At 72.8% G+C, this 24,865-nt stretch carries 16 protein-coding genes and 1 pseudogene; 12 read left to right on the top strand and 5 right to left on the bottom strand.

The features are described from left to right. Positions 1-265: 265 nt before the first annotated feature. The 4 genes from K9S39_RS28995 to K9S39_RS28980 all read right to left on the bottom strand — a co-directional run bounded on the left by K9S39_RS28995 (position 266) and on the right by K9S39_RS28980 (position 4,596). Positions 266-1,243 (bottom strand): acyl-ACP desaturase, encoded by a 978-nt coding sequence (locus K9S39_RS28995; protein WP_248866293.1) that lies wholly within the window; start codon positions 1,241-1,243, stop codon positions 266-268. A 256-nt stretch (positions 1,244-1,499) separates the two neighbouring features. Next, on the bottom strand, positions 1,500-1,748 hold the full coding sequence (locus K9S39_RS28990; protein WP_248866292.1) for a hypothetical protein: 249 nt from the start codon (positions 1,746-1,748) through the stop codon (positions 1,500-1,502). A 199-nt stretch (positions 1,749-1,947) separates the two neighbouring features. Then, entirely contained in the window at positions 1,948-4,320 is a 2,373-nt protein-coding gene (malQ, locus tag K9S39_RS28985; protein ID WP_248866291.1) for a 4-alpha-glucanotransferase, read from the bottom strand. A gap of 6 nt (positions 4,321-4,326) precedes the next feature. Beyond that, positions 4,327-4,596, bottom strand: a complete 270-nt coding sequence (locus K9S39_RS28980) for a hypothetical protein (protein ID WP_248866290.1) — start codon at positions 4,594-4,596, stop codon at positions 4,327-4,329. Positions 4,597-5,150: 554 nt separating this feature from the next. Here K9S39_RS28980 and K9S39_RS28975 point away from each other — a divergent pair. Beyond that, positions 5,151-8,192: a beta-N-acetylglucosaminidase domain-containing protein gene (locus K9S39_RS28975; RefSeq protein WP_248866289.1), complete on the top strand. Its 3,042-nt coding sequence runs from the start codon at positions 5,151-5,153 to the stop codon at positions 8,190-8,192. Positions 8,193-8,287: 95 nt separating this feature from the next. Here K9S39_RS28975 and K9S39_RS28970 read toward each other — a convergent pair whose 3' ends face one another. After that, the gene (locus tag K9S39_RS28970) at positions 8,288-8,824 is read right to left on the bottom strand and encodes an HNH endonuclease (protein WP_018088296.1); all 537 of its coding nucleotides are present in this window, start codon (positions 8,822-8,824) and stop codon (positions 8,288-8,290) included. A 302-nt stretch (positions 8,825-9,126) separates the two neighbouring features. On the opposite strand from K9S39_RS28970, the gene K9S39_RS28965 reads away from it, so the two are divergent. The 11 genes and pseudogenes from K9S39_RS28965 (at position 9,127) to K9S39_RS28910 (ending at position 24,733) form a co-directional block, all read left to right on the top strand. Then, the gene (locus K9S39_RS28965; protein ID WP_248866288.1) at positions 9,127-10,242 is read left to right on the top strand and encodes a mechanosensitive ion channel family protein; all 1,116 of its coding nucleotides are present in this window, start codon (positions 9,127-9,129) and stop codon (positions 10,240-10,242) included. A gap of 391 nt (positions 10,243-10,633) precedes the next feature. Further along, positions 10,634-11,770 carry an ROK family transcriptional regulator gene (locus tag K9S39_RS28960; protein WP_248866287.1) on the top strand — a complete coding sequence of 379 codons (1,137 nt, stop codon included), beginning with the start codon at positions 10,634-10,636 and terminating at the stop codon, positions 11,768-11,770. Positions 11,771-12,040: 270 nt separating this feature from the next. Beyond that, positions 12,041-12,298: pseudogene (locus tag K9S39_RS28950) on the top strand (carbohydrate ABC transporter permease); the annotation flags it as partial. A gap of 45 nt (positions 12,299-12,343) precedes the next feature. Continuing rightward, complete coding sequence (locus tag K9S39_RS28945) at positions 12,344-13,669, top strand: 6-phospho-beta-glucosidase (protein WP_248869013.1); 1,326 nt, start codon at positions 12,344-12,346, stop codon at positions 13,667-13,669. Continuing rightward, the gene (locus K9S39_RS28940) at positions 13,660-14,640 is read left to right on the top strand and encodes an N-acetylglucosamine kinase (protein ID WP_248866286.1); all 981 of its coding nucleotides are present in this window, start codon (positions 13,660-13,662) and stop codon (positions 14,638-14,640) included. The genes K9S39_RS28945 and K9S39_RS28940 overlap by 10 nt, the downstream gene beginning before the upstream one ends. 228 nt (positions 14,641-14,868) lie before the next feature. Then, positions 14,869-15,618 (top strand): SDR family NAD(P)-dependent oxidoreductase, encoded by a 750-nt coding sequence (locus K9S39_RS28935; RefSeq protein ID WP_248866285.1) that lies wholly within the window; start codon positions 14,869-14,871, stop codon positions 15,616-15,618. A gap of 309 nt (positions 15,619-15,927) precedes the next feature. After that, entirely contained in the window at positions 15,928-17,289 is a 1,362-nt protein-coding gene (locus tag K9S39_RS28930) for a hypothetical protein (protein WP_248869012.1), read from the top strand. A gap of 20 nt (positions 17,290-17,309) precedes the next feature. Next, positions 17,310-18,401 carry a glutamate ABC transporter substrate-binding protein gene (locus K9S39_RS28925; RefSeq protein ID WP_248866284.1) on the top strand — a complete coding sequence of 364 codons (1,092 nt, stop codon included), beginning with the start codon at positions 17,310-17,312 and terminating at the stop codon, positions 18,399-18,401. 344 nt (positions 18,402-18,745) lie between these two features. After that, complete coding sequence (locus tag K9S39_RS28920; protein WP_248866283.1) at positions 18,746-20,071, top strand: hypothetical protein; 1,326 nt, start codon at positions 18,746-18,748, stop codon at positions 20,069-20,071. Next, positions 20,068-22,932: a serine/threonine-protein kinase gene (locus tag K9S39_RS28915; RefSeq protein WP_406708033.1), complete on the top strand. Its 2,865-nt coding sequence runs from the start codon at positions 20,068-20,070 to the stop codon at positions 22,930-22,932. The genes K9S39_RS28920 and K9S39_RS28915 overlap by 4 nt, the downstream gene beginning before the upstream one ends. A 1-nt stretch (position 22,933) precedes the next feature. After that, positions 22,934-24,733 (top strand): PP2C family protein-serine/threonine phosphatase, encoded by a 1,800-nt coding sequence (locus tag K9S39_RS28910; RefSeq protein WP_248866282.1) that lies wholly within the window; start codon positions 22,934-22,936, stop codon positions 24,731-24,733. The last annotated feature ends 132 nt before the right edge of the window (positions 24,734-24,865 follow it).

Below are 24,865 nucleotides of genomic sequence, written 5' to 3'. Positions count from 1 at the left end.
CCGGGCGCATGGCGAAGCTCCCGGACCAGACGACGGTCGCCGTCAGGGCGAGCGCCAGGCCCACCCCCTGCAGTCCCGGCGCTGACGGAATGCGGTGTGTGCGGACTCTCTCCAGGACTGCCACGGTTTCCTCTCCCTCGGTGGTGGGTGCGCGTCCACCGTGGCAGTCCATAACTCATCAGGTCTATCGAAGTGTTTTGGCTTTTTCTTTCATTGGAGCTTAAGAAAATGGAGGATTGACGCATCGCGCGTACGCCGGACCGGCCTATGCGCCGCGGGCCGCACGGCGGGCCCGGATGGCCGCCTGGCGCTCGTCGAACTTCCGCGCCTGACCGTCGAGGCCGCCCAGGAAGAGCCCCAGCTCCTCCTGCGCCGCCAGCCCGGCCGGGCCGAGTCCGGAGATGTCCAGCACCTTCAGATAGCGCAGCACCGGCTGCAGCACATCGTCGTGGTGGATGCGCAGGTTGTAGATCCCGCCGATGGCCATCCGGGCGGCGGACCGCTCGAAGCCGGGAATGCCGTGGCCGGGCATCCGGAAGCCGGTGACGACATCGCGGACGGCACACATGGTCTGGTCCGGCGCCAGCTCGAAGGCCGCGGAGAGCAGATTGCGGTAGAAGACCATGTGGAGGTTCTCGTCGGTGGCGATCCGGGCCAGCATCCGGTCGCAGACGGGGTCGCCGGAGTGGTGGCCGGTGTTGCGGTGCGAGATCCGGGTGGCCAGTTCCTGGAAGGCCACATACGCCACGGAGTGCAGCATGCTGTGCGCGTTGTCGGACTCGAAGCCCTCCGACATATGGGCCATCCGGAACCGCTCCAGCTCGACCGGGTCGACAGCGCGGCTGGTGAGCAGATAGTCGCGCATCACGATGCCGTGCCGGCCCTCCTCCGCCGTCCAGCGGTGCACCCAGGTGCCCCAGGCACCGTCCCGCCCGAAGAGGGTGGCGATCTCGTGGTGGTAGCTGGGGAGGTTGTCCTCGGTGAGGAGGTTGACGACCAGGGCGATCCGGCCGATGTCGGTGACCTTGGACTGCTCCGGGGCCCAGGCCTCGCCGCCGAGCACCCCGTCGAAGTTCCGCCCGTCGCTCCAGGGCACGTACTCGTGGGGCATCCACTCCTTGGCGACCTTCAGATGCCGGTTGAGTTCCTTCTCGACGACCTCTTCGAGCGCGTAGAGCAGTTGGGCGTCGGTCCAGGCGGCCTGGCCGCGTGTTCCGTTGTGGCGGGCGGGGGCGATGGTCACGGGGGGAACTCCGGGGGACGACGAAACCTACGGGACCGTAGGCGGGGACCTACGGGGCCGTAGGTTACGTCATCGTAGGTTGGGCCCGGTTAAAGACCTCCCCCCTCCCAAACCGGCATAAAACCGCCCGATAGCCGCTCCATAACCCCTATTTCACCTGCGGAAACACCTCCCGTTGTCACAGGGCACACAAAAGGGCGCCCACCGGTTCGTAGGAACCGGTGGGCGCCCTCGGAGGCGTCACACGTGCCTGGTGTCAGTCCTTGGAGCCGGCCTGTTTGCGGGACTTGTCGCCCGCCATGACCAGTCCGGCGATGATCAGGAAGAGCACGATGGGGGCAGCGACATAGAGGCCGAGCGTCTCGATCACGCTCAGACCCGGACCGGGGTCGTCACCATCGTCGCGGGTGAGCGCGAACGCGGGGGACGACATCAGCAGCATCAGCGCGGTGCCGGCGGTGATGGTTCCGGCGCGCAGGACATTCTTGTTGACCTTGTTGCTCACGAAGTCAACGTATCGGACGCCCGTGCGGCCCGCGCGTCCGGGGTGGCGCAACGGTCACCTCGGCCTGACGGGGACGAGCGGCGCATGTCGAATGATCAGCCGGCGAACGGTCGGTTGTCTGGCTGCGTCCAGGGCATGGTGCCGGACGGCACGACGGACCGGAAGGGTGGTGCGGCGGCGGGCGCCAACGCCCGGCGCACTACCGGCTTCCGTCGGACAACTCCCGCATCAGGGCGTGCAGTCGGGGCGAGGCCGCCAGCTCTTCGAGGGTCTGCGGGCGCCCGTCGGGACCGGCGATCGGCAGCCGCCAGTTCGGGTATTCATCCCATGTACCGGGGAGGTTCTGCGGCCGGCGGTCCCCCACCGCGTCCGGCAGCCACACCCCGACCATCCGCGCCGGGGTCCGCAGCAGAAAACGGTGCACGGCCCGGACCGCCGCCTCCTCGTCGCCCGCGCCCTCGGGCAGCAGCCCCTGGCGCGCCAACTCACCCAGCCACTCGGCGAGTTCGTACGCCGCACGGGCCCGCTCCCGCTGCGGCGGGCCGGCCAGCAGCCCCAGCCGCTCACGCAGCGCGAGATCCTCGCCGGACAGCCGGGCGGCGGTGGTCGGCAGATCGTGGGTGGTGACGGTGGCCAGGCAGTCGCTGCGCCACTCGTCGGGGGCCAGGATCCGGGCCTCGGGCACGACGGACCCGGAGTCCTCGACACCCTCGAAGTCCTCGGCGCCTCCCGGTCCTTCGCCGTCCTTGGAGCCGTGAACGGCCCCCGGACCGCCCCCGGAGCTCCCGGCGGCCCCCCGGCCTTCCCCGGCGCGCTCGGCAGTCCCACCTTCCCCAGAGCCCTCGGCGGCCCCCGGGCCGCCCCCGTCCACCGTCCCGCCCGCCCCGTAATCCCGCTCGAACCACAGGACCGACGTCCCCAGCACCCCCCGCTCGGCGAGCGCGCCCCGTACACCGGGCTCCACGGTCCCCAAGTCCTCGCCGATCACCGCCGCGCCGGTCCGGTGCGCCTCCAGGGCCAGCACCGACAGCATCGCCTCGCCGTCGTAGCGGACGTAGGTGCCCTCCGTCGGCGGACGGCCCTCCGGGATCCACCACAGCCGGAACAGCCCCATCACATGGTCGATACGCAGCGCCCCGGCATGCCGCAGCAGCCCGCGCAGCAGCTCCCGGTAGGGGGCGTAGCCCGCGGCGGCCAGTGCGTCGGGCCGCCAGGGCGGCAGGCCCCAGTCCTGACCGCGGGGATTGAAGGCGTCGGGCGGTGCCCCGATGGAGATGCCTTCGGCGAAGGCGTCCTGCTGCGCCCAGGTGTCGGCGCCGGAGGGATGGACGCCGACGGCGAGGTCGTGCACCAGACCCATATTCATGCCGGCGTCCCGCGCGGCCTGCTGCGCGGCGCCGAGCTGCTGGTCGGTGAGCCAGGCGAGGCGGCAGTGGAAGTCGATCCGGTCCAGCAGCCGGGTGCGCAGCCGGGCCGTCCCCGGTGACCGTGGATCGCGTAGCTCGGCGGGCCAGCCGCGCCAGTCGGGCCCGTGCCGCTCGGCGATGGCGCACCAGGTGGCGTGGTCGTCCAGGGCCTGGCCCTGTTCGGCGAGGAAGTCGCAGTAGGCGGCGCGCCGGCCCGGGGTGAGCGGGACCGCGCAGAGCAGCTCCAGGGCTTGTTTCTTCAGGCCCCAGACCGCGTCCCGGTCGATCAGCGCGCCCCGTTCGAGGACGTCGGTACGCAGCGTCTCGGCACGGCCGGCCAGCTCGGCGGCGCGTAACAGGGCCGCGCCGGTCAGCTGGGCGTACTCCGGGATGTGCTCGATCCGCAGATGGACGGGGTCGGGGAAGCGGCGCGAGGAGGGGCGGTACGGGGACGGGTCGGTGGGCGGGCCGGGGACGGCCGCGTGCAGCGGGTTGAGCTGGACGAAGCCGGTGCCCAGGGCGCGGCCGGACCAGGCGGCGAGGTCGGCGAGGTCCCCGAGGTCGCCCATGCCCCAGGAGTGCCGGGAGAGCAGCGAGTAGAGCTGCACCATGAAGCCGTGGCTGCGGGCGGGCGGGGCGGGGACCCGGTCGGGCGCGACGATGAGGTGGGCGCGGGCGGAGCGGCCGTCGGGGGTGCGGGCGTGGAGTACGTGGACGCCCAGGGGCAGCCCGGCGAGGACCTGCCGGGCCGAGGGGTCCCGTGGGCCGGCGTCCGGGGACCCGGCGGGGCGCCGACCGGGCGCGGCCGGTGGGCGGGCGGGCCCGGCCTCCGTCACCGTCTCGCGGCTCTGCCCGTCCTCGGTCTCCACCCGCAGGGCGGTGCCTTCGGGGAGCCCGGTGAGGTCGGGCGGCCGGTGCGGGCGCACGACGACGGTACGGGGGAGGAGGGTGCGGCACTCCCTCATGGCCTCAGGGGCGTCGGGGGTGCGCCCGTCGTCCCGGTGTGCGTCGAGGGCGGCGCGTACGGCGTCCGGGGTCGAGGCGTCGACGCCGAGGGCGGCGAGCACGGCGACGAGGGTGTCGTCACCGGTGTGGACGGTCCTGCCCGGCGAGGGGGCGTAGGACGTGATGATGCCGTGCAACCGGGCGAGCCGAGCGCGGCCCATGGGGCGTCAGACCTCCATGGACTCCGTGCCCAGGCCGGCGGCCGTGGGCTCGCTGGTCAGTGGCAGTTCCGCGGCGATGGGGACCTCGCTGGTCAGCGGGGCGGCGTCGGCGAGCGGCGGCTCGCTGGTGAGCGGCGGCTCGGTGAAGCTGAGGGATCCGGAGCCGTCGAGGCCGGAATCGGGGTCGGAGACTCCGTCGAACAGATCGGGCTCCATCTGCGCACCTCCCGGTTTGGAGGACAGGGCATCGAGGAGCAGCTGAGCGGATGCGGCCACCAGGGCCTCCCGTTCATCGGTAGTAGGACATGGCTGCCCTACCCACTGGACACGATCGCAGACGTCACCACACAGCAAACGTGGGCCACCTCACATCGTACCGTCGCAGGCGATTTCACGGCGGCGGACGCCGCAGGGCGCAGAGAGTATGGAGGAAACGGGCATCCGGAAGGAAGTTCTGCGGGCTCCGGCTGCTGCGCGGCGCCCCGCTTCCCAGCGCTACGGGCGCCGGTTGTTGCGCGGCGGCCCTCTCCCCTCCCCAGCGCTACGGATCACTGGGCCCCGTTGGCACTGGCACCACGCCCGGCCGGGCGGAACCGGCCTCCGGGACCCCCCATCTCGCGGTTGACACCCTCACCGCCACAATGGTGGGCTCACAGCCGAAGGTCTGTCCGAACGGGCATCGGCGGGGGGCGCCGGCGGGAGTCGGCACGCACAGTGAGTGGGGACGAGGAGCAGCCGTGCGAGTCCGGGGCGTGTGGAGCGTCGGAAGAATCGGTAGGGGCAGGGGCGGCAGGAGCAGCGAGGCGGGCAGCGGGCGCACGCGCGCGCGGGTGGCGGGGACCACCGCGCTGGCCGCCGCGGTCATAGGGGGGCTGCTGGGCGGTACGCCCGGCGCGCAGGCGGCGCAGCCCGCGGATCCCTCCATCGGAACCCCCGACCGGCCCGACCGGCCGGCCGGTGCGGCGCGGCCGCCCGCCGTCTGGCCGCGCCCCCAGTCGATGAAGGAGCTCGGCGCCGCCGTGCCGCTCGGTGGCGAGGTCGCGCTGGTGGCCCCGGTGGAGACCGATCCGTACACCCTGGACGTGCTGCGCGGGCTGCTGCGGGACGCCGGGGTGCACACGGTCCGGCAGGTGGTTCCTGGCGAGCCGGTGCCCGCTGCCGGGCCGGTGATCCGGGTCGGCGGGAAGCAGGCCGATGACGCGCTGAGGGCGCTCAGCGCGCCCGCCCGCGGGGATCTGCCGTCCGGCGGCTACCGCCTCGCCGTCGGCCAGGTCGCGGGCCGTGACACGGTCGCGCTGGACGGCGTCGGTCCGGACGGGCTGTTCCACGCCGCGCAGACGCTGCGGCAGCTGGTCACGGACAGTGATCAGGGCGGTGGTCGGCAGCTGGCCTCGGTGGTCGTACGGGACTGGCCCGGCACCGGGGTGCGCGGCACCACCGAGGGGTTCTTCGGCCGGCCGTGGAGCCTGGCGCAGCGGCTCGCCCAGCTGGACTTCATGGGGCGCACCAAGCAGAACCGCTATCTGTACGCGCCGGGCGACGACCCGTTCCGGCAGGCCCGGTGGCGCGAGCCGTACCCGGCCCGGGAACGTGCCGGCTTCCGGGCGCTGGCCGAGCGGGCCCGCGCCAACCACGTCACCCTGGGCTGGGCGATCGCCCCCGGCCAGGCGATGTGTCTGTCGTCCGAGGAGGACATGCGGGCGCTGCGGCGCAAGGTGGACGCGATGTGGGCGCTGGGGGTGCGCTCCTTCCAGCTGCAGTTCCAGGACGTCAGCTACCGCGAATGGCACTGCGGCGCCGACGAGGAGACCTTCGGCTCGGGCCCGCAGGCCGCCGCCGCGGCGCAGGCGAAGGTGGCCAACACGCTCGCCGAGCACCTCAGGGAGCGGCACCCGGCGTCGGCGCCGCTGTCGCTGATGCCGACCGAGTACTACCAGGACGGCGCGACGGCGTACCGGGACGCGCTGTCCGAGGTGCTCGACGACCGGGTCGAGGTGGCCTGGACCGGCATCGGTGTGGTGCCGCGGACCATCACCGGCGGTGAACTGTCCGCCACCCGCGCGGCGTTCCGCCATCCGCTGGTCACCATGGACAACTACCCGGTCAACGACTACGCCCGGGACCGGATCTTCCTCGGCCCGTACACGGGGCGCGAGCCGGCCGTCGCCACCGGCTCGGCGGTGCTGCTCGCCAACGCCATGGAGCAGCCGGTGGCCTCCCGCGTCCCGCTGTTCACGGCCGCGGACTTCGCCTGGAATCCGCGCGCCTACGACCCGTCGGAGTCCTGGGACGCGGCCATCGACGATCTGGCGGGCGGCGATCCGCGGGCCCGTGCCGCACTGCGCGCCCTCGCCGGCAACGCCGCGTCGTCCGTCCTGGCCTGGGACGAGTCGGCGTATCTGCGGCCGCTGATCGACCGCTTCTGGAAGGCCCGGGAGGCCGCGACCAACCGGGGCAGGCCCGGCCGGGACACGGACTTCGCGAAGGCGGCGAAGGCACTGCGGGCCGCGTTCCGCACCATGAGCACCGCGCCGAAGAACCTGAACTCGGATCTGGCGGCCGAAGTGCGGCCGTGGGCCGAGCAGTTGGCCCGTTACGGCCGGGCCGGTGAGCGTGCCGTGGACACGCTGATGGCGCAGGCCCACGGCGACGGCGACACCGCCTGGTCCGCCCAGCGCACCGCGCGGCGCCTGCGCCAGGAGATCAAGCGGAGCCCGGTGACGGTCGGCAAGGGGGTGCTCGCGCCGTTCCTGGAGCGGTCGATGACCGAGGCCGACGCCTGGACGGGTGCGCGCCGCGACTCCCCGCGGCCCACCGAGGGCGCCGATCCCACCTCGCTGACCGTGCCCTTCGAGCGGCCCCGCCCGCTGAGCGCGATCACCGCGCTGACCGAACCGGGCGCCGACGCGACCGCCGTCTCCCTGGAGGCACGGGTCCCCGGCGCGGGCTGGCGGCGCCTGGGCCCGCTCTCCGCGACCGGCTGGACCGAGTCGCACACGCACGGCCTGCGGGCCGACGCGGTCCGGCTGTCGTGGGCGAAGGGCACGGCGGCCCCGTCCGTCCACGCGCTCACCCCGTGGTTCGACGACACCCCGCCGGCCGGTCTGGAGCTGTCCCGCAAGGAGGCGGACGCGGAGACCGGCGGCCGGGCGACGGTGGACGCCCGGGTCTTCTCCCGCCGTCCCGGTGACGTCCGGGAGAAGCTGACGGTCAAGGCGCCCAAGGGCTTCACGGTGCACGCCCCGGAGCAGGTCACGGCGCCGCGCGGGGGCACCGCCACGGTCCGTATCGCGGTCGGGGTTCCCGAGGGCGCGCGCTCCGGGACATATGAGATTCCGGTCGCCTTCGGGGGCGAGGAGCGGACGCTGACCGTACGGGTCTATCCGCGGACCGGCGGCAAGGACCTGGCACGGGGCGCCGCGGCCACCTCGTCCGGTGACGAGACCAGGGCGTTCCCGGCGTCCGCGGCCACCGACGGCAACCCGAAGACCCGCTGGTCCTCGCGTGCCGAGGACAGCGCCTGGCTGCAGTTCGCGCTGCCCCGCCCGACCCGCCTCGGCCTGGTCGTCCTGAACTGGCAGGACGCCTATGCCGCCGGCTACCGCGTCCAGGTCTCACCGGACGGCCGGAGCTGGCGGACCGCGGCCACCGTACGGGACGGCAAGGGGGGCCGGGAGGCGGTGCGGATGGACGCCGAGAATGTCCGCTTCGTCCGGGTGCAGGGCGACAAGCGGGCCACCCGGTTCGGGTACTCGCTCTGGTCGGTGGAGGCATACGCCGTGGTGGGGCAGCAGGGCGCGGCGGGCCCCGGCCGGGCGGGCGAGGAGCCGGGCGGCCGGGGCGGCGGGAAGGGCCCGCACGGGGACGGATGAGCTCCCGTCCTGGGGCCGGACGGGAGCTGCGTACGCGCGGCTCCCGTCCGGCCCCAGGACGCAGGAACCCGGAGCTGTGACGCAGAAACCCGGACCTATGCCGACACGGCGTCGATCCGGGCTAGGGCGTCATCCGCGCCATACGGCTGCAAGTACGGCAGCCAGCGCGGATCCCTATGCCCGGTGCCGATGATCCGCCAGGCGAGTCCGGACGGCGGGGCGGGCTGATGACGCAGCCGCCAGCCGATCTCGGCGACATGGCGGTCGGCCTTGACGTGATTGCACCGCCGGCAGGCGGCGACGACGTTCTCCCAGGTGTGCTGACCGCCGCGACTGCGCGGGATGACGTGGTCGACGCTGGTTGCGACGCCACCGCAGTACATACAGCGCCCGCCGTCACGTGCGAACAGCGCCCGGCGGGTCAGTGGAACGGGGCCGCGAAAGGGCACCCGCACGAACCGCTTCAAGCGGACCACGCTCGGAGCGGGGATGACACGGGTCGCACTGTGCATCAGGGCGCCGGACTCCTCAAGACTCACAGCCTTCTCATTGAGTACGAGGATGAGCGCACGGCGGAGCGGTACGACGCCGAGCGGCTCGTACGACGCGTTGAGGACCAGGACATGCGGCACGGGTGCCTCCTTGTACGCCGGCGGCGCGTGGCTCGCGCCGGGACGATCTCCCCACAGTGTCCCCCGGTGCCTGGTCGGAGCGCCACCATGACCGCGTAACGGGTCGGAGGTGTTTTCCACCACACCGCCGCACGTCCCTCCTGCGAGGTGGCCATCCGGCTCGAACACGGGCGCGGACCGCCCCGGTTGCCCCGTTAGTGTGGTTGGTCCACCCCGTTCGTCCGCCCGGCTCCGGGGGACACCGCGGTCCTTCAGGGGGGCGCCGCGGTCCGGGTGCGCTGTCCCACACGGAAGGTTCTGCTGTGTACTGGTCCGCTTCTCCGGCCGCCGCACCACTGGGCGCCGCCGCACCGGTTTCCACCGGCCCGACCTCGCTCGACGAGGCCACGGAGAAGGCCACCAACGCCGCCGGCTGGGTGGAGGAGAACTGGGGGACGTGGGTCGAGTCCGGCCTGCGGATCCTGCTGATCATCGTGATCGCGGTGGTGCTGCGCCATGTGATACGCCGCACCATCACCAAGTTGATCGAGCGGATGAACCGCACCGCGTCCGCCCAGGGCACGGCGCTGGGCGGCCTCCTCTCCCCCGGCTCCGGCTCCGCCCGGGAGGGAGGTTCCCCCGTCGCCGAGCGCCGCCGGCAGCGCTCCGAGGCCATCGGCTCGGTGCTGCGCAGCGCCGCCTCCTTCCTGATCATGGGCACGGCGTCCCTCACGGTGCTGTCCGTGCTGAAGATCAATCTGGCGCCGCTGCTCGCCAGCGCGGGCGTGGCGGGTGTCGCGATCGGCTTCGGCGCCCGCAACCTGGTCACCGACTTCCTCTCCGGCGTCTTCATGATCCTGGAGGACCAGTACGGCGTCGGCGACGAGATCGACGCGGGTGTGGCCACCGGTACGGTCATCGAGGTCGGCCTGCGCGTCACCAAGCTGCGCGGCCCCAACGGCGCCATCTGGTACATCCGCAACGGCGAGGTGAAACGGATCGGCAACCTCAGCCAGGGCTGGTCGACGGCGAACGTCGACGTCCTGATAGCCGCCGACCAGGACCTGGACCGCGCCCGGGAGATCATCACCACCGTCGGCGAGGAGATGTCCAAGGCCGAGCCCTGGAACGAGCAGCTGTGGGAGCCGGTGGAGGTGCTCGGCCTGAGCGAGGTGTACCTCGACGCGGTCACCCTCAGCGTCTCGGCCAAGGCCATGCCCGGCAAGGCCCTCGGCATCGAACGCGAACTGCGCTGGCGCATCAAGCGGGCTCTGGACGCCGCCGACATCCGGTTGGCCCCGCGCCCCGCCCCGGAGGAAGCCGGGGAACGGCCCACCGACCCGTCCGCCGCCCTGGCCGCCCCCTCGGCCCTCGACACCCGGACCTCCCCGCGGTCGCCGGCGTCGCAGCCGATCTCCAAGCCGCGTCTGGGGAAGTAGGCGCTGCCGGGCCGGACTTCGGCATGAAGGGGGGAGCCCCGGCGGACAGCCGGGGCAGCCCCCCCCTCGTCATCTGCGCCGAACTCAGGGGGAATTGAGGGCATGACTCCCGCACGGACTCCTGGTGGGGCTGTCTGCCCCGCCGCGGATCATGCGGGAGCCATACCCCTCGCCCGCGAACTACGGCTCCCGCCAACTCGCCGCGTAGGAACCATTGACGCGGCCCTGACCCGCGACCTACCTTCCCATCAACTGGAAGGTTTCCTAACAGATGCCGCCCGGCCCGCCGACGCGAGGACGGCGGCCGTCGACGCGGCGGAACGGGGTGGCGGTCATGGCCGGTGGGCACGGTACGCGGGGGACACCCGGGACGCCCCGGGTGTTGCGGGCCATGAACGACCGGGCCGCGCTCGATCTGCTGGTGTCGCAGGGGCCGCTGACCCGTACGCAGATCGGCGAGCTGACCGGGCTGTCGAAGCCGACCGCCTCGCAGCTGCTGGCCCGGCTGGAGGCCGCGGGGCTGGTGCGGACGACCGGGAATGTCACCGGACGGCCGGGGCCGAACGCGCGGCTGTACGAGGTCAATCCGGTCGCGGCGCATATCGCCGCGCTGGCCGTGGACCAGCTGGGGATCACCGCGGCCGTCGCCGACATCACCGGGCAGGTGCTCGGGGAGGAACGCGTCGGCACAGACGCGGCGGACGAGGCAGTGCCGAACGGGACCGCGCGGCTGGTGGCGACAGCCGTGGACGGAGCGCTGGCCAAGGCCGGGCTGGGGCGCGAGCAGCTGCACGGGGCGGTGATCGGCACGCCCGGCGCGCTGGACCCGCGGACCGGCGCGCTGCGGTACGCGCCGCACCTGCCGGGCTGGCACTCGCGGCGCCTGAAGGAGGAGCTGGCCGAGGTGCTGGGCACGCCGATCGTCATCGAGAACGATGTGAATCTGGCGGCCGTCGCCGAGCAGCATGACGGGGCCGCGCAGGACTTCGACGACTTCGTGCTGGTGTGGGCCGATGAAGGGGTCGGCGCCGCGATCGTGCTGGGCGGGCGGTTGCTGCGCGGAGCCACCGGCGGCGCCGGCGAGATCGGGTATATGCCGCTGCCCGGCGCACCCCTGTCGCGGGGCGGCGATCGCAGCGCGGCGCGGCCGGATGCCGGCGGCGGGTTCCAGCGTCTCGTCGGGTCGCCGAGCGTGGTCGAGCTGGCGCACACGTACGGCGCCCCGGAGGTCCGTACGGTCGAGCAGGCGCTGGCCCGCGACGACGTGCGGGCGGAGGTGGCGCGCCGGCTCGCGACGGGCCTCGCCGCCGTGGTCGCGGTCGTCGACCCTCGGCTGGTGGTGCTGTCCGGTGAGGTGGCCCAGGCCGGCGGGGAGCCGCTGCGGGTCCTGGTCGCAGAGGAGTTCACCGGTCTCGCGCTGCCGCGGCCGGAGCTGCGGATCAGCGATATCGGGGAAAATCCGATTCTCATCGGCGCGCTGCAAACGGCACTGGCCGAGGCGCGCGATGCCGTGTTCAAGACCGCGTGAAACATCGCGTGAACGGTTCGAACGAACTCCGTTCCATCCCCTCACTTCCCCTGTCCTCAAGGGAGTCCGCCATGCCGTTCACGCGCATGGGCAGCTGTCTCACCGCGGCGCTGCCCGGCGCCGGGCTGCCGGTGTCGGGCTGCGCCAATCCGGGCGTCGGCAGTGATCGTGACGATCCGACCAGGCCGGTGACGCCCACGTTCCGGCACGGCTGGTCCAACCCGGGGGAGGTGAAGGCCCTCGACGACAGCGTCGCCCGTTTCGAGAGGCTGCATCGCGGCCGTCGCCCTCTTCCAGTTCCTCTCCTGCTGGAACGACTACTTCGGGCCACAGATCCACGCCGCGCAGAACCCCGCCTCCTGGACGCTCTCCTACGGGCTGGAGTCCTTCACAACCGCCCACAGCGTCAACTGGAAGAACCTGGCGATGGCCGCGACGCCGCCGGTCATGGCCCCGGTCATCGTCGTCTTCTTCTTCGCACAGAAAGCCTTCGTCGAAGGCGTCACACTCACCGGAGTGAAGGGCTGATCCACCATGCCGCAGTCCCCCGGGGGACGCCCCCCGTCCCCGCGGATCACACTCGCCGTCGTCGGCGGAGGCTCGACCTACACCCCCGAACTCATCGACGGCTTCGCGCGGTTGCGTGATGTGCTGCCGCTGGCGGAACTCGTCCTCATCGACCCGGCCACCGACCGGCTGGAGCTGATCGGCCGGCTCGCCCGGAGGATCTTCGCCAAACAGGGCCACCCCGGGCGGGTCACCTGGACCGATGACCTGGACGCCGGTGTCGACGGCGCCGACGCCGTACTCCTGCAGCTGCGCGTCGGCGGGCAGGCCGCGCGCCATCAGGACGAGACCTGGCCGCTGGAGTGCGGCTGCGTCGGGCAGGAGACCACCGGCGCGGGCGGTCTGGCGAAGGCGCTGCGCACCGTGCCCGTCGTCCTGGACATCGCGGAGCGGGTACGCCGCCGCAGCCCCGACGCCTGGATCGTCGACTTCACCAACCCGGTGGGCATCGTCACCCGGGCACTGCTCAGCCACGGCCACAAGGCCGTTGGCCTGTGCAACGTCGCCATCGGCTTCCAGCGCAAATTCGCCAACTTGCTGGGGGTCGGCCCGGAGGCGGTCACACTGGAACACGTCGGCCTCAACCACCTCACCTGGGAGCGGGCGGTACGCGTCGGAGGCGAGGACGTCCTCCCCAAGCTGCTGGCCGAACACGGCGACGCCATCGCCGACGACTTGCGCATGCCCCGCTCGCTGCTCGACCGCCTGGGCGTCGTCCCCTCCTACTACCTGCGCTACTTCTACCAGCACGACGAGGTGGTACGGGAGCTGCGCAGCAAGCCGTCCCGGGCGGCGGAGGTCGCCGCCATCGAGCGGCAACTGCTGGACACGTACGGCGATCCGGCCCTGGACGAGAAGCCGGAGCTCCTGGGCCGGCGCGGCGGGGCGTTCTACTCGGAGGCGGCGGTGGCGCTGACGTCCTCCCTGTTGGGCGACACGGGTGACGTCCAGATCGTCAACGCGCTCAACAACGGCACCCTGCCCTTCCTTCCCGACGACGCGGTGATCGAGGTGCCCGCGACGGTGGGCGCCGGGGGTGCCGTACCGCTGCCCGTACGCCCGGTGGAGCCGCTGTTCGCCGGGCTCATGGCGAACGTCACGGCCTACGAACACCTGGCGCTGGAGGCGGCGTTGGCGGGCGGCCGGGGCGGCGGGCGGCGGAACGGGAGAAACGCCGGGGCGGAGGGCGGGAGAAGCGCCGCGCGGGAGGGCGGGAGAAGCGCCGTCTTCACCGCCCTCCTCGCCCACCCGCTCATCGGCCAGACCGACGCCGCGGACCGGCTCACCGACGAGCTGATCGCGCACAACCGGGAGCACCTCACGTGGGCCTGACCGGCACGGCGCTCGCCATCGACGCGGGCAACAGCAAGACGGACGTGGCCCTGGTGAGCGCGGACGGAACGGTGCTCGGCACCGCCCGCGGCGGCGGTTTCCAGCCGCCGCTGGTGGGCCCCGGGCGCGCGGTCGACGTCCTGGCGCCACTGGTGTCAACGGCCCTGGCACAAGCCGGGTTCGAAGGCCCGGTCGCCCATCTCTCGGCCTATCTCGCCAACGCCGACCTGCCCGCCGAGGAGGCCGGGCTGACGGCCGAGATCGCCGGCCGGGGATGGGCGCGGACGGTGACCGTCGGCAATGACACCTTCGCGCTGCTGCGGGCCGGGCTGCCGGACGCCGGGGACCGGGTGGGCGTCGCCGTGGTGTGCGGCGCGGGCATCAACTGCGCGGGGCTCGGCCGCCACGGGGCCACCGCCCGCTTCCCCTCCGTCGGCCGGATCTCCGGTGACTGGGGCGGCGGCTCCTTCCTCGCCGACGAGGCCCTGTGGCACGCGGCCCGCGCCGAGGACGGCCGCGGCGCCCCCACCGTCCTGTCCCGCGCCCTGCCCGCCCACTTCGGTCTGACCACCATGCTGGAACTGATCGAAGCGCTCCATCTACGGGACGTCCCCGACCAGCGCCGCCATGAACTGGCCCCGCGCCTCTTCGATGTGGCGGCGGACGGCGACGCGGTGGCCCGCGCGATCGTGTCCCAGCAGGCGGCGGAAATCGCCCTGATGGCCTCCGTCGCCCTGCGACGGCTGGATCTGCTCTTCGAACCGGTCCCGGTCGTCCTCGGCGGCGGCGTCCTCGCCGCCCGCCATCCCCTCCTCCACGACCAGGTGTCCCACCTCCTCGCCGAACGCGCCCCCAAGGCCGTACCGCAGGTGGTGACGGCGCCACCGGTTCTGGGCGCGGCGCTGTACGCCCTGGACCGGGCGGGGGCGGGGACCGGGGCTTACGAGCGGCTCCGGGGGGCGTGGGGGTAGCGCTCCGTAGCCGGCCCCTCCCTCCCAACTCCCCGGGGCTTCCTGCTGGAGAGGCGCGGGCGTCTCCTGTATGGTTCATTTTAGATCGACTAGTACATAACTGCGTAACCGATGACCAAGAGTCAGTTGGCCAAGAGCCGGACGACCACGTGCTCGGTGATCAGAGAGCCAGGCGTCAGATGGCCAGTAGCCACTGGCTACAGCACTCCGAACGGAGCTGACCGTCCCATGTCGAAGAAGCTCAACGGCAAAGTGGCCCTGGTAACCGGTGGTTCGCGCGGCATCGGTGCGGCGACCGCCCGTGCGCTGGCCGCGGAAGGCGCCGATGTGGCGATCGGCTACGCCGCCTCCCACGGCAAGGCCCGGGAGGTCGTCGCCGGCCTCGAAGCCATCGGGGCCCGTGCCGCCGCGTTCCAGGCCGACCAGGCCGACCCCGGCCAGGTCGCCGGGCTCGTCGCCGAGGTCGTCGAGACGTTCGGCACGCTCGACATCCTCGTGAACAACGCCGGGGTCTTCGTGACCGGCCGCGTCGACGCACCCGACAGCGACACCCCGGCCCTTGACCGCCAGTTCGACATCAACGTCGGCGGCGTGGTGGCGGCGATCCGGGCCGCGGGCCCCGTCATGGGCGACGGCGGCCGGATCATCACCGTCGGATCGGCCCTGGCGGAGCACGCCATCTTCCAGGGCATAGCCGACTACGCGGCGGCCAAATCCGCCGTCATCGGCTACACCAAGGGCGCGGCGCGCGACCTGGGCCCCCGCGGCATCACCGTCAACGTCCTGCAGGTCGGATCCGTCGCCACCGACATGAACTCACCGGACGGAGAAACGGCGGACGTCCAGCGCTCGGTCAACGCATTGGGCCGCTACGGACGCCCGGAGGAGGTCGCGGCAGGCATCGTCTTCCTTGCCGGCCCGGAGGCGTCGTTCGTCACGGGGAGCGTGCTGACTATTGACGGCGGGTATTTGGCGTAGGTCGTTGGTATCGCGCGCCGGCCGTCACACCGGGCCCCTCCCCGGGCCCCTCCCCTGGACTCCACTGCTCCCCGGCGAGAGGCGTCGGGCCCGACCTCGCGGAATGGCATCCCATGAGCAGACATGTCCGGCACGGAGGGGGCGCTTCGCGCCTCGCGATCCGCACAAGATCGGGTCAAGTGCCGTGTGGTTGTCAGTGGCTGCGGACATACTGCTGACCGTGCACCTGTTCTCGTGAGCGCTCGATGGGAGTGCCGCGCGGGAGCCGGGCCGGCCGTCAGCGACCGAGGGGGAGGTTCCGTGTCGTCCGTGTCGACCAGCAGCGAGTCGGCGTCCGCGTCGGGGCGCCGTACCGCGTGGGCCGACGGGCTGGACGAGGTGCGTGCCGCGGTGACGACCGAGCCCGGCAGACTGCGGGTGATCGGTGCGGTACTCGCCCTGCTGGTGCTGGTGTTCGGCGCGGTCACGGCCTGGCAGGTGGCGGACCGCGCGGCGACCGCGGACGACGTCGTCAGGCGCAGCCAGCCGTTGAGCGCGGACGCGGCGCGTATCCACCGTTCGCTGGCGGACGCCGATACGACGGCCGCCGGGGGCTTTCTGGCCGGTGCCGAGGAGAGCGAGGCCACCCGCGACCGCTATGCCGCGGATATCGCGACGGCATCCCAGCTGCTGGTCAAGGCATCGGCGAACACCCGGGGTTCGGATGCGGCGGACCGGCAGATAGCGAAGCTCAGCAGACTGCTGCCGCGGTATGCGGGACTGGTCGAGACGGCGCGGACGAACAACCGGCAGGGGCTGCCGTTGGGTGGCGCGTATCTGCGGTATGCGAATGACCGGATGCGCACGGAACTCCTCCCGGCGGCACGGGCGTTGTACGACACGGAGACGGACCGCCTGGCGGAGGACTACGCCTCGGCGAAGGCGTGGCCGTGGTGGGCGCTGGCGGCCGGGGCGGTGGCCATCGGCGCCCTGGGGTGGGCGCAGCGCCGTCATTACCGGCGTACCCACCGGGTGTTCAATCAGGGGCTGTTGGCCGCGACGGCGGCGTCCGTCGCCGTCCTGGTGTGGCTGGTGGTCGGGCATTCGGTGGCGCGTGCGGGGCTGAGTGACGCGTATGAGCACGGTGCCCGATCGTTGCGGGTGCTCAATGAGGCGCGGATCGATGCGCTGCAGGCGCGCGGGGACGAGAATCTGACGCTGGTGGCGCGCGGGGCGGTGCTGACCAAGGACCAGAAGGATTTCTATGAGACCGGCTTCCGCTCCGGAATGAAGTCCCTGGCGGGAGGTGACGCGGCGGCGGGCGGCCGGCTGGGGGCGGCGCTGGAACTGGCGGACGATGACGCGGGGCGGCGCCCGGTGCGGGACGCGCTGGCGCAGGTACGGCAGTGGCAGGCGCGGCATGCCGAGGCGCGGGCGGCGGACGACAAGGGCGATTACGACCAGGCGCTGGCCAAGGTGATCGGTACGGACCGGCCCACCCGTGAGTCCTTCGACCGGGTGGATGCGGCGCTGCGGAAGGCGCTGGCGCACGAGCAGGACGAGTTCCGGTCGGCGGCGGACGGCGGGCGGGAGGCGCTGGGCGGGCTGGCGGTGGGTGCCGCGGTGCTGGCCGTGGTCGGGGCGGCGGGTGCGGTGCTGGGCATCGCGCGCAGGCTGTCGGAGTACCGGTGAGGGGGCCTGGTGAGGGGGACATGAGGGGGTGCGCGCGAGGGTTGCGGAATCTGCGTGCCGCTCTGGCGCCCGTCGTGGCGGGCATGTGTGTGATGACGGCGGCCGCGGCCGTGCTGGTGCCCACGCTGGGCGGTGAGGTCGCGGAAGGCGGGCGTGGCTCGTCCGGGCCGGCGGTGCCTCGTCCGTACGATCCGGGGACGGCGCATGCTTCCCCAAGCTCTCGACTGCTCCCCCAAGTTCTCGACTCCGCTCGAACAGGGGGGACCCCCATGCACAGGGGAGCCCCCCACCCCGCCGCGACGACCTGCACGTCGCGGAACGCCGCGGAGAGTCTGCGGCCGTCCTCGGATGACGGCGCGGCGGTGGAGCGGATCAAGAAGAAGGGCCAACTGGTCGTAGGCGTCGACCAGAACACCTACCGGTGGGGGTATCGCAACCCCGGCACCGGCAAGCTGGAGGGCTTTGACATCGATCTGGCGCGGGCGATCGCCAAGGACATCCTCGGCCCGGACGCCAAGGTCGTCTTTCAGGCCGTGCCGACCAACCGGCGGATACCCGCGCTCCAGCGGCGCACCGTCGACATGGTGGTGCGGACGATGACGATCAACTGCGCCCGCAAGAAGCGGGTGGCGTTCTCGACCGCGTACTTCCAGGGCGGGCAGCAGGTGCTCGCCCCGAAGAAGTCGAAGATCAAGGCGTTCGACGGTTCGCTGCGCGGGAAGCGGGTGTGCACGGCGGCGGGTTCGACGGGCGAGTCGGAGCTGGCGGCGCGGCCGCACGGCGCGAAGGTGCTGACGGTGCCCAACCAACTCGACTGTCTGGTAAGGCTGCAGCTCGGTGCGGCGGACGCGGTGGTGACGGACAACGCGCTGGCCGCGGCGCAGGCGGCGCAGGATCCGACGGTCGAGCTGAAGGGTGAGCCGTTCACCGACGAGCCGTACGGCGTGGCGATGAACCGGGACGACACGGATCTGGTCCGGCGGGTCAACAAGGTCCTGGAGGACTACCGGAGCGGCGGGGCCGACAGCCCCTGGATGCGGGCGTACCGCACCTGGCTGCGGGCCGATCTGCCCGGGATATCGGGGCCGCCGTCGCCGGAGTACCGCGACTGAGGCGGCTTATAGCAGCTGACGACGGCTTCTGGCAGCCAACGGCGGCTTCTTGCGGCCAACGGCGACCGACAGTGACCGATCGCCCCGCAGGGTGGCCGATGCCGTCACTATGGAGACAGAAAGAGAAGGAGGGAGAAGGAAGGGGGAAGGAGGGGGAAGGCGGGGACGGTCGGGACGGGGCCGGTGCGAGACGGGCAGGCGGCGAAAGCGTCGCCGCCGTCGGTACCGGAGCAGTCACCACGCGAAGATGCCGTCACTATGGGGAAGTGAGGGAACAGCACACCGCAGCAGCGACCCAGGCGCACCAACCGCCGTGCACCGTACGCGTATTGGAGAGGTGATCGATGGGGGTCCCCGACCCCCTCCCCGGTTCCGCGGGGAGGCACTGTGCCCCGGTGCTGGACCGGGAGGAGGTGGATCGTGCCCTGGCGCGGCTCGGCGCCGAGTACGAGGCGATCGAGACGTCACTGCTCGCGTTGCAGGACCACGCGGGCCGCAGGCTGCTGGAGGGCGCCGACCTGTCCGGCATCACCAAGGAGCGCTGGGCCGCCACCGAGCGGTCCATCACCGTCCTCTGGTCGCTCTTCGACATCTATACGGCCGCGCTGACGGCGGCACGGGAACTGCGTGCGCGGCGCCGCTGGCCGTCCCCCGACGACCTCGCGGAGCTGACGGCCATGCTGCACGGCAACGCCCTGACCGTCCCGGGCGCGACCGCGGCGGACGGCGGCCCGGAGAGCGGGCCGACCCCGCTGAGCGAGCAGTTCAGCCTGGAGGGCCTCGTCGAGCGGATCAACGGGCTGTACGCGCGGTCGCTCGATGTCATCGTCGCCGCCGACACCGTCTGGTCGGCGCTGCCGGCCCGGATAGACCTGCTGTCCGCCGAGTTGCAGCGGGTGCGTTCGCTGGCGCATTCGGTGGGGGTACGCCCCGGGGAGCATCCGGCGGGCGACGACCTGGAGCGGATCACGGACGAGCTGGCGCGGCTGCGCGGCCAGGTGATCTCGGATCCGCTGGCGTTCTGGGTGTCGTCGTCGACGGGGAGTTCCGCGCCCGGTGGCGGACGGCCGGACACCGCGCGCTACGACCGTGCGGCCCGCGGGCTGGAGGACATCCGGCGTGAGGTGGAGGCGGTACTGGACGTCCGGCAGGACGCGGAGCGGCGGCTGATGCAGCTGCGCGACATCCTCTCCCGGGCGGACCGCACGCTGACCGAGGCGCGGCAGGCCCGCGGTGAGGTGCTGGCGAAGATCGCCGCCTCCGAGGTGCCGGCGGTCAGCGGCCCGTCGACGGCGCTGCACGAGCAGTTGGCGGCAGCCGCCGACTACCGCAGACGTGCGCAGTGGCACCGTCTGTCGCCGCTGCTGGACAGCCTGGAGCAGCAGGCGGAGGACGAACTGCACCGCGCCCGGGAGTCGCTCACCGCGGTGACGGCCCCGCTGGCGGTGCGCGCTGAGCTGCGCGGCCGGCTGGACGCGTACCGGGCGAAGGTCGTCCGGTACGGCCTGGCCGAGGATCCGCTGCTGATGGAGCGGTATGACGCGGCCCGCCGGATGCTGTGGAGCGCGCCGTGTGATCTGCGGGTGGCGGAGCAGGCGGTGTGGCGCTATCAGCAAGCGGCTGCGGAAGCGTTTGTTCCGTACGAGGCGGAGCACAAGGGGGAATCGTGACGGAAGGGGCGGGGACCGCATGCCAGCGGCGGGAGTGCGCCGGCCGCTATGAGGACGTGGGCGGTGGCGAGCTCTACTGCGACATCTGCGGTCTGCCTCCGGTCGTCTCACCGGACGGCCTGCTCTCCGCGCCGCCCACGGCGGTGACGAACCGGACGTGCGCGAGCGTGATGCCCGGCGGCCCGGCCTGGTCTCCGCTCACGGCCGCCACCCACGCCGCCGGTTCGCCCCCCACGGAGCGGTCGGCGTCGCCCCTTTCCTCCCCCTCATCCCCCTCTTCCCACTGCCCTCCCTCCCCCCATTCCTCCAACTCCTCCCGCCCTCCACGCTCCTCCCACCCCTCCCCCCGTTCTTCCAGCGCATCCCGCTCTTCGCCGTCCCGGCGTTCGGTGTCCGGGCGACTGTCGCGCTCGCTGTCCGGCGGCGAACCGACGCGCGGGATGGCATCGGTGCCGGTCTCCGTGCGCAGCGCGGGCAGCGGCTCGGGTGCGGGGTCGGGCCGGGGGCGACTGGGCGCGGGCCTGGTGACGGTGCCGGAGGTGCCGCGCCCCGATCCGCGCACGGCGGTGCTGGAGAATCCGGAGGTCCCGGAACGGAAGCGGTTCTGCAGCCGTGGGGAATGCGGGGCACCGGTGGGGCGGTCGCGCGGTGAACGCCCCGGCCGCACCGAAGGGTTCTGCGCCAAGTGCGGCCATCCGTACAGCTTTGTGCCCAAGCTGCGGCCCGGTGACCTCGTGCACGGCCAGTACGAGGTCGTGGGCTGCCTGGCGCACGGCGGGCTCGGCTGGATCTATCTCGCGACGGACCGCGCGGTGTCCGACCGCTGGGTGGTGCTCAAGGGCCTGCTGGACACCGGCGACGAGGAAGCGCTGGCGGCGGCGGTGTCCGAGCGGCGGTTCCTCGCCGAGATCGAGCACTCCAACATCGTGCGGATCTATAACTTCGTGGAGCATCTCGACCCGTCGACGGGCAGCCTGGACGGCTACATCGTCATGGAGTACGTCGGCGGCACCTCGCTCAAGGACATCGCCAACGGACGGCGCACGCCCCAGGGGCGGCGCGATCCGCTGCCGGTCGAGCAAGCCTGCGCCTACGGCATCGAGGCGCTGGAGGCGCTCGGCCATCTGCACAGCCGCAACCTCCTGTACTGCGACTTCAAGGTCGACAACGCCATCCAGCAGGATGACCGGCTCAAGCTGATCGACATGGGTGCGGTGCGCCGGAGGGACGACCACGAGAGCCCGATCTACGGCACGATCGGCTATCAGGCGCCCGAGGTCGCCGAGCTGGGCCCGTCGGTCGCCTCCGACCTCTATACGGTCGCGCGCACCCTCGCCGTCCTCACCTTCGACTTCCAGGGCTATACGAACGTCTTCGCGGACTCCCTTCCGGACCCGGACAACATCGAGGTCTTCCGTACGTACGAGTCCTTCTACCGGCTGCTGGTGCGCGCCACGGACCCGGACCGGGCCCGCAGATTCGCGTCCGCGGAGGAGATGGCCGAGCAGCTGACGGGCGTGCTGCGGGAGGTCGTGGCACTGCAGACGGGTGAGCAGCGGCCGTCGCTGTCCGTGCTGTTCGGTCCTGAACTCCGTGTGGTCGACACGGAATTGGTGGCGGCGGAGCAGGGGGACGGTTCGCTGCTGGGCGCCCGGACGGTGCACCGCGGGCGGAGGGCGCGGGCAGGCTCCGGTGGGGTGACGGGCCAGAGAGCGCGGGCGGGCTCCGGTGGGGTGACGGGCCAGAGAGCGCGGGCGGGCTCCGGTGGCGTGACGGGGCGGTCGGTGGCTCTGGAGCCGACTGCCGCTGCGGCTGCGCTGCCGGGGCGGGCCGCGTACGAGAGCGAGGCGGCGGGCGGGCCGGACGGACCTGGTCGGGCTGCCGCCGCCCCCGGTGGCCCCGCGCTGCGCCCCCTCGACACCGGTGCCGCCGCGCTCACGCTGCCGGCGCCACGGGTGGACCCGGCCGACCCCAACGCCGGTTTCCTGGCCGGGCTGATGTCCGCCGGCCCCGGAGAGGTGATCGCCGCGCTGCGCTCCGCGCCCGCCGACTCCCTGGAGACCCGGCTGCGGGCACTGCGCGCCCACCTGGAGACGGGGGAGGCCGGGGCGGCGCGGGAGGCGCTGCAGGCCATCGAGTCGCAGCCCGGCGAGGAATGGGGCGCCGACTGGCGGGTGGTGTGGAACCACGGCCTGGTGTCATTGACGGCCGGCGACCACGAAAGCGCCGCGCTGTCCTTCGACGCGGTCTACGACGCCTTCCCCGGAGAGGCCGCGCCGAAGCTGGCACTGGCCGTCTGCGCGGAACTGCTGGGTCAGTTGGACAACGCCACCGAGTACTACCGCCTGGTGTGGGCGACCGATCACAGCTATGTCAGCGCCGCGTTCGGACTGGCCCGGGTGCGGCTGGCCACGGGCGACCGGCCGGGCGCCGTCGAGGCGCTGGAGTCCGTCCCGGAGTCGTCCATCCACTACACCGCGGCACGGATCGCGGCGGTCCGCGCCCGGTTGCGCCGGCGCTCCCCCCACGATCCGCTGCTGCCCGACCTGCGGGCCGCCGCCGAAGAGGTCGAAGCCCTCGCGGACTTCGGGCTGGACGCCGAGCGCCGCGAACACCTCACCACCGAGGTACTGGGCAGCGCCCTGGACTGGGTACTCTCCGGTTGCCACGGTGCCCGGCCGGACGGCGGGCACGCCCCCCAGGGGCGCCCGGCGCTGCTCGGCAGCACGCTGGACGAACGCGGCCTGCGGTTCGGGCTGGAGCGGTCGTACCGCCTGCTCGCGCGGCTGGCGGAGCGTGGTGACGAAAGGATCGAGCTGGTGGAACGGGCCAACCGCTTCCGCCCCAGGACGTGGGTGTGACATGAGTGTGACTGGGCCGGCCCGGTGCGCGAGCTGCGATGAGCCGCTGGACGCGGGGGATGCGGGGAACGCGGGAATCGACTTCTGCGGGCGGTGCGGCGCCGACCGCACGGCACCCACCGCGCCACCGGAGGAACAGCCGCCCATCGCCCTGACCGGCGCGGGCCACCCGCCGCCATACGGGCCACCACCCCAGCCTGCGTACGCACCGTCGGTGGGAGGTACGGCGGCGCAGTCCGTACCACCGCAGGCCGTACAGCCACACCCCGTACCTCCGCACTCTGCGCCATCGCAGTCCGTGCCGCCCCAGGGCGTAGGCGCGGCTCCGTCTCCTGCCGCCGCTCCGCCCCCTGCCGCAGTGCCCACTCCCGCCCCGGCGCCCGCTGCGGCCCCACCACCCGCACCCGCCCCAACACCCTCACCATTCGCACCTGTCGCACCATCCGCACCCGCCATCCCCACCGTCCCCGCCACCTCCGCCCCACCCTTCCCACCGCACTCACCGTCCACATCCCCAGTCCCCGCCACCCCGGTCGGGCCGCCCCCGCCCGACCCGCAGACCCGCCTCCCGTACGCGGAAATCAGCGCTCCACCGGTGCCCGGCCACCCGCCGACCGAAGCCGGCAACACCCCGGCACCACCCGCAGCCCCTTCAGCTCCAGCCGTCGGCCCTCGCCCCGCCGACCCCCGCGTCGCCGGCTACGAGGCCATCGCAGACGCCGTCGCCGAAGCCAAAGAACCCGTCGAGCCCCCAACCTCACCCCAGGCCCCCGCGAACCCCAAGGCCACCACCGCCCCGAGCGAGCCCACCACGCCTCACCCCACCGGGCTCCGACCCCCGTCACCCCAACCCGCCACCCCACCCCAAGGCACCCGGATCTGCGCCGCCTGCCGTACGGGCACTGCCGTCGGCACCGACGGACACTGCGAGCACTGCGGCCACGCCCAGTCACGCGAACGCGACCATATGGAGCGGGAGTTGGCGGGCGGTACGCCCCCGGCCGTCGCGGCGGTCAGCGACCGCGGCCACCGCCACCACCGCAACGAGGACTTCTTCGCACTCGCCACGGCACCTCTGCCGGACGGCACCCCCGCGGTCGTCGCGGTGGTCTGTGACGGCGTCTCCTCGGCGACCCGTCCGGACAAGGCATCCCAGGCCGCCTCCGAAACCGCGGCCGAGGCACTCCGGGCATCGCTGCCCCGCGGCACCCATCCCCAGCAGGCCATGCATGACGCGATCCTGGCGGCCGCGTCGGCCGTCAACGCACTGGCCGACGCCCCCGCCGCGGCGCCCGACGAGTACCACCAGGAGAACGCCCCGGCCTGCACCCTCGTCGGCGCGGCGGTCGGCGGCGGGCTGCTGACCGTCGGGTGGGTCGGCGACAGCCGCGCGTACTGGATCCCGAACGACCGCACGGCGCCCCCCGCCCGGCTCACCGAGGACGACTCATGGGCGGCCCAGATGGTCGCCAACAATCTGATGTCCGAGGCCGAGGCGCTCGCCGATGAGCGGGCCCACGCCATCACGGGCTGGCTCGGCGCGGACGCGTACGAGGTCGAACCGCACACCGCGTCCTTCAAACCGGACGGACCAGGCGTCGTGGTGGTGTGCACGGACGGGCTGTGGAACTACGCCGAGTCCGCGGCGCAGATGGCCGCGGTGCTGCCGTACGACGCGCCGGCCCGGCCGCTGGGCGCCGCCCGGACATTGGTCGCCCACGCCCTCGACGGCGGGGGCCACGACAACGTAACGGTGGCACTGCTGCCGTTCCCCGCGCCATCAGGACCAGGACGCGCATGACCGATCTGCCACACGCAACCGCCGACCTTACGGAGAGTCGCGCTTCCGGCACTGTCGGGAACCAATCACTCTGCGTAATCGTTGCCGAAAGAAAAAGGCGTCGCAGGGCAAGGCACACGAGGCGTACGGCAA

It is taken from the genome of Streptomyces halobius (assembly GCF_023277745.1).
Classification (GTDB): domain Bacteria; phylum Actinomycetota; class Actinomycetes; order Streptomycetales; family Streptomycetaceae; genus Streptomyces; species Streptomyces halobius.
The sequence above is the reverse complement of the archived record's forward strand: the minus strand, read 5'-3'. Positions and strand labels throughout refer to the sequence as shown.

Bases quoted from the DNA above. Each gene is read 5' to 3' on its own strand.
- malQ (WP_248866291.1), bottom strand. From the start codon at position 4,320: ATGGGCCGCGCTCGGCTCGCCCGGTTGCACGGCATCATCACGTCCTAC.
- K9S39_RS28960 (WP_248866287.1), top strand. From the start codon at position 10,634: ATGAACGACCGGGCCGCGCTCGATCTGCTGGTGTCGCAGGGGCCGCTG.
- K9S39_RS28935 (WP_248866285.1), top strand. From the start codon at position 14,869: ATGTCGAAGAAGCTCAACGGCAAAGTGGCCCTGGTAACCGGTGGTTCG.
- K9S39_RS28925 (WP_248866284.1), top strand. From the start codon at position 17,310: ATGAGGGGGTGCGCGCGAGGGTTGCGGAATCTGCGTGCCGCTCTGGCG.
- K9S39_RS28920 (WP_248866283.1), top strand. From the start codon at position 18,746: ATGGGGGTCCCCGACCCCCTCCCCGGTTCCGCGGGGAGGCACTGTGCC.
- K9S39_RS28910 (WP_248866282.1), top strand. From the start codon at position 22,934: ATGAGTGTGACTGGGCCGGCCCGGTGCGCGAGCTGCGATGAGCCGCTG.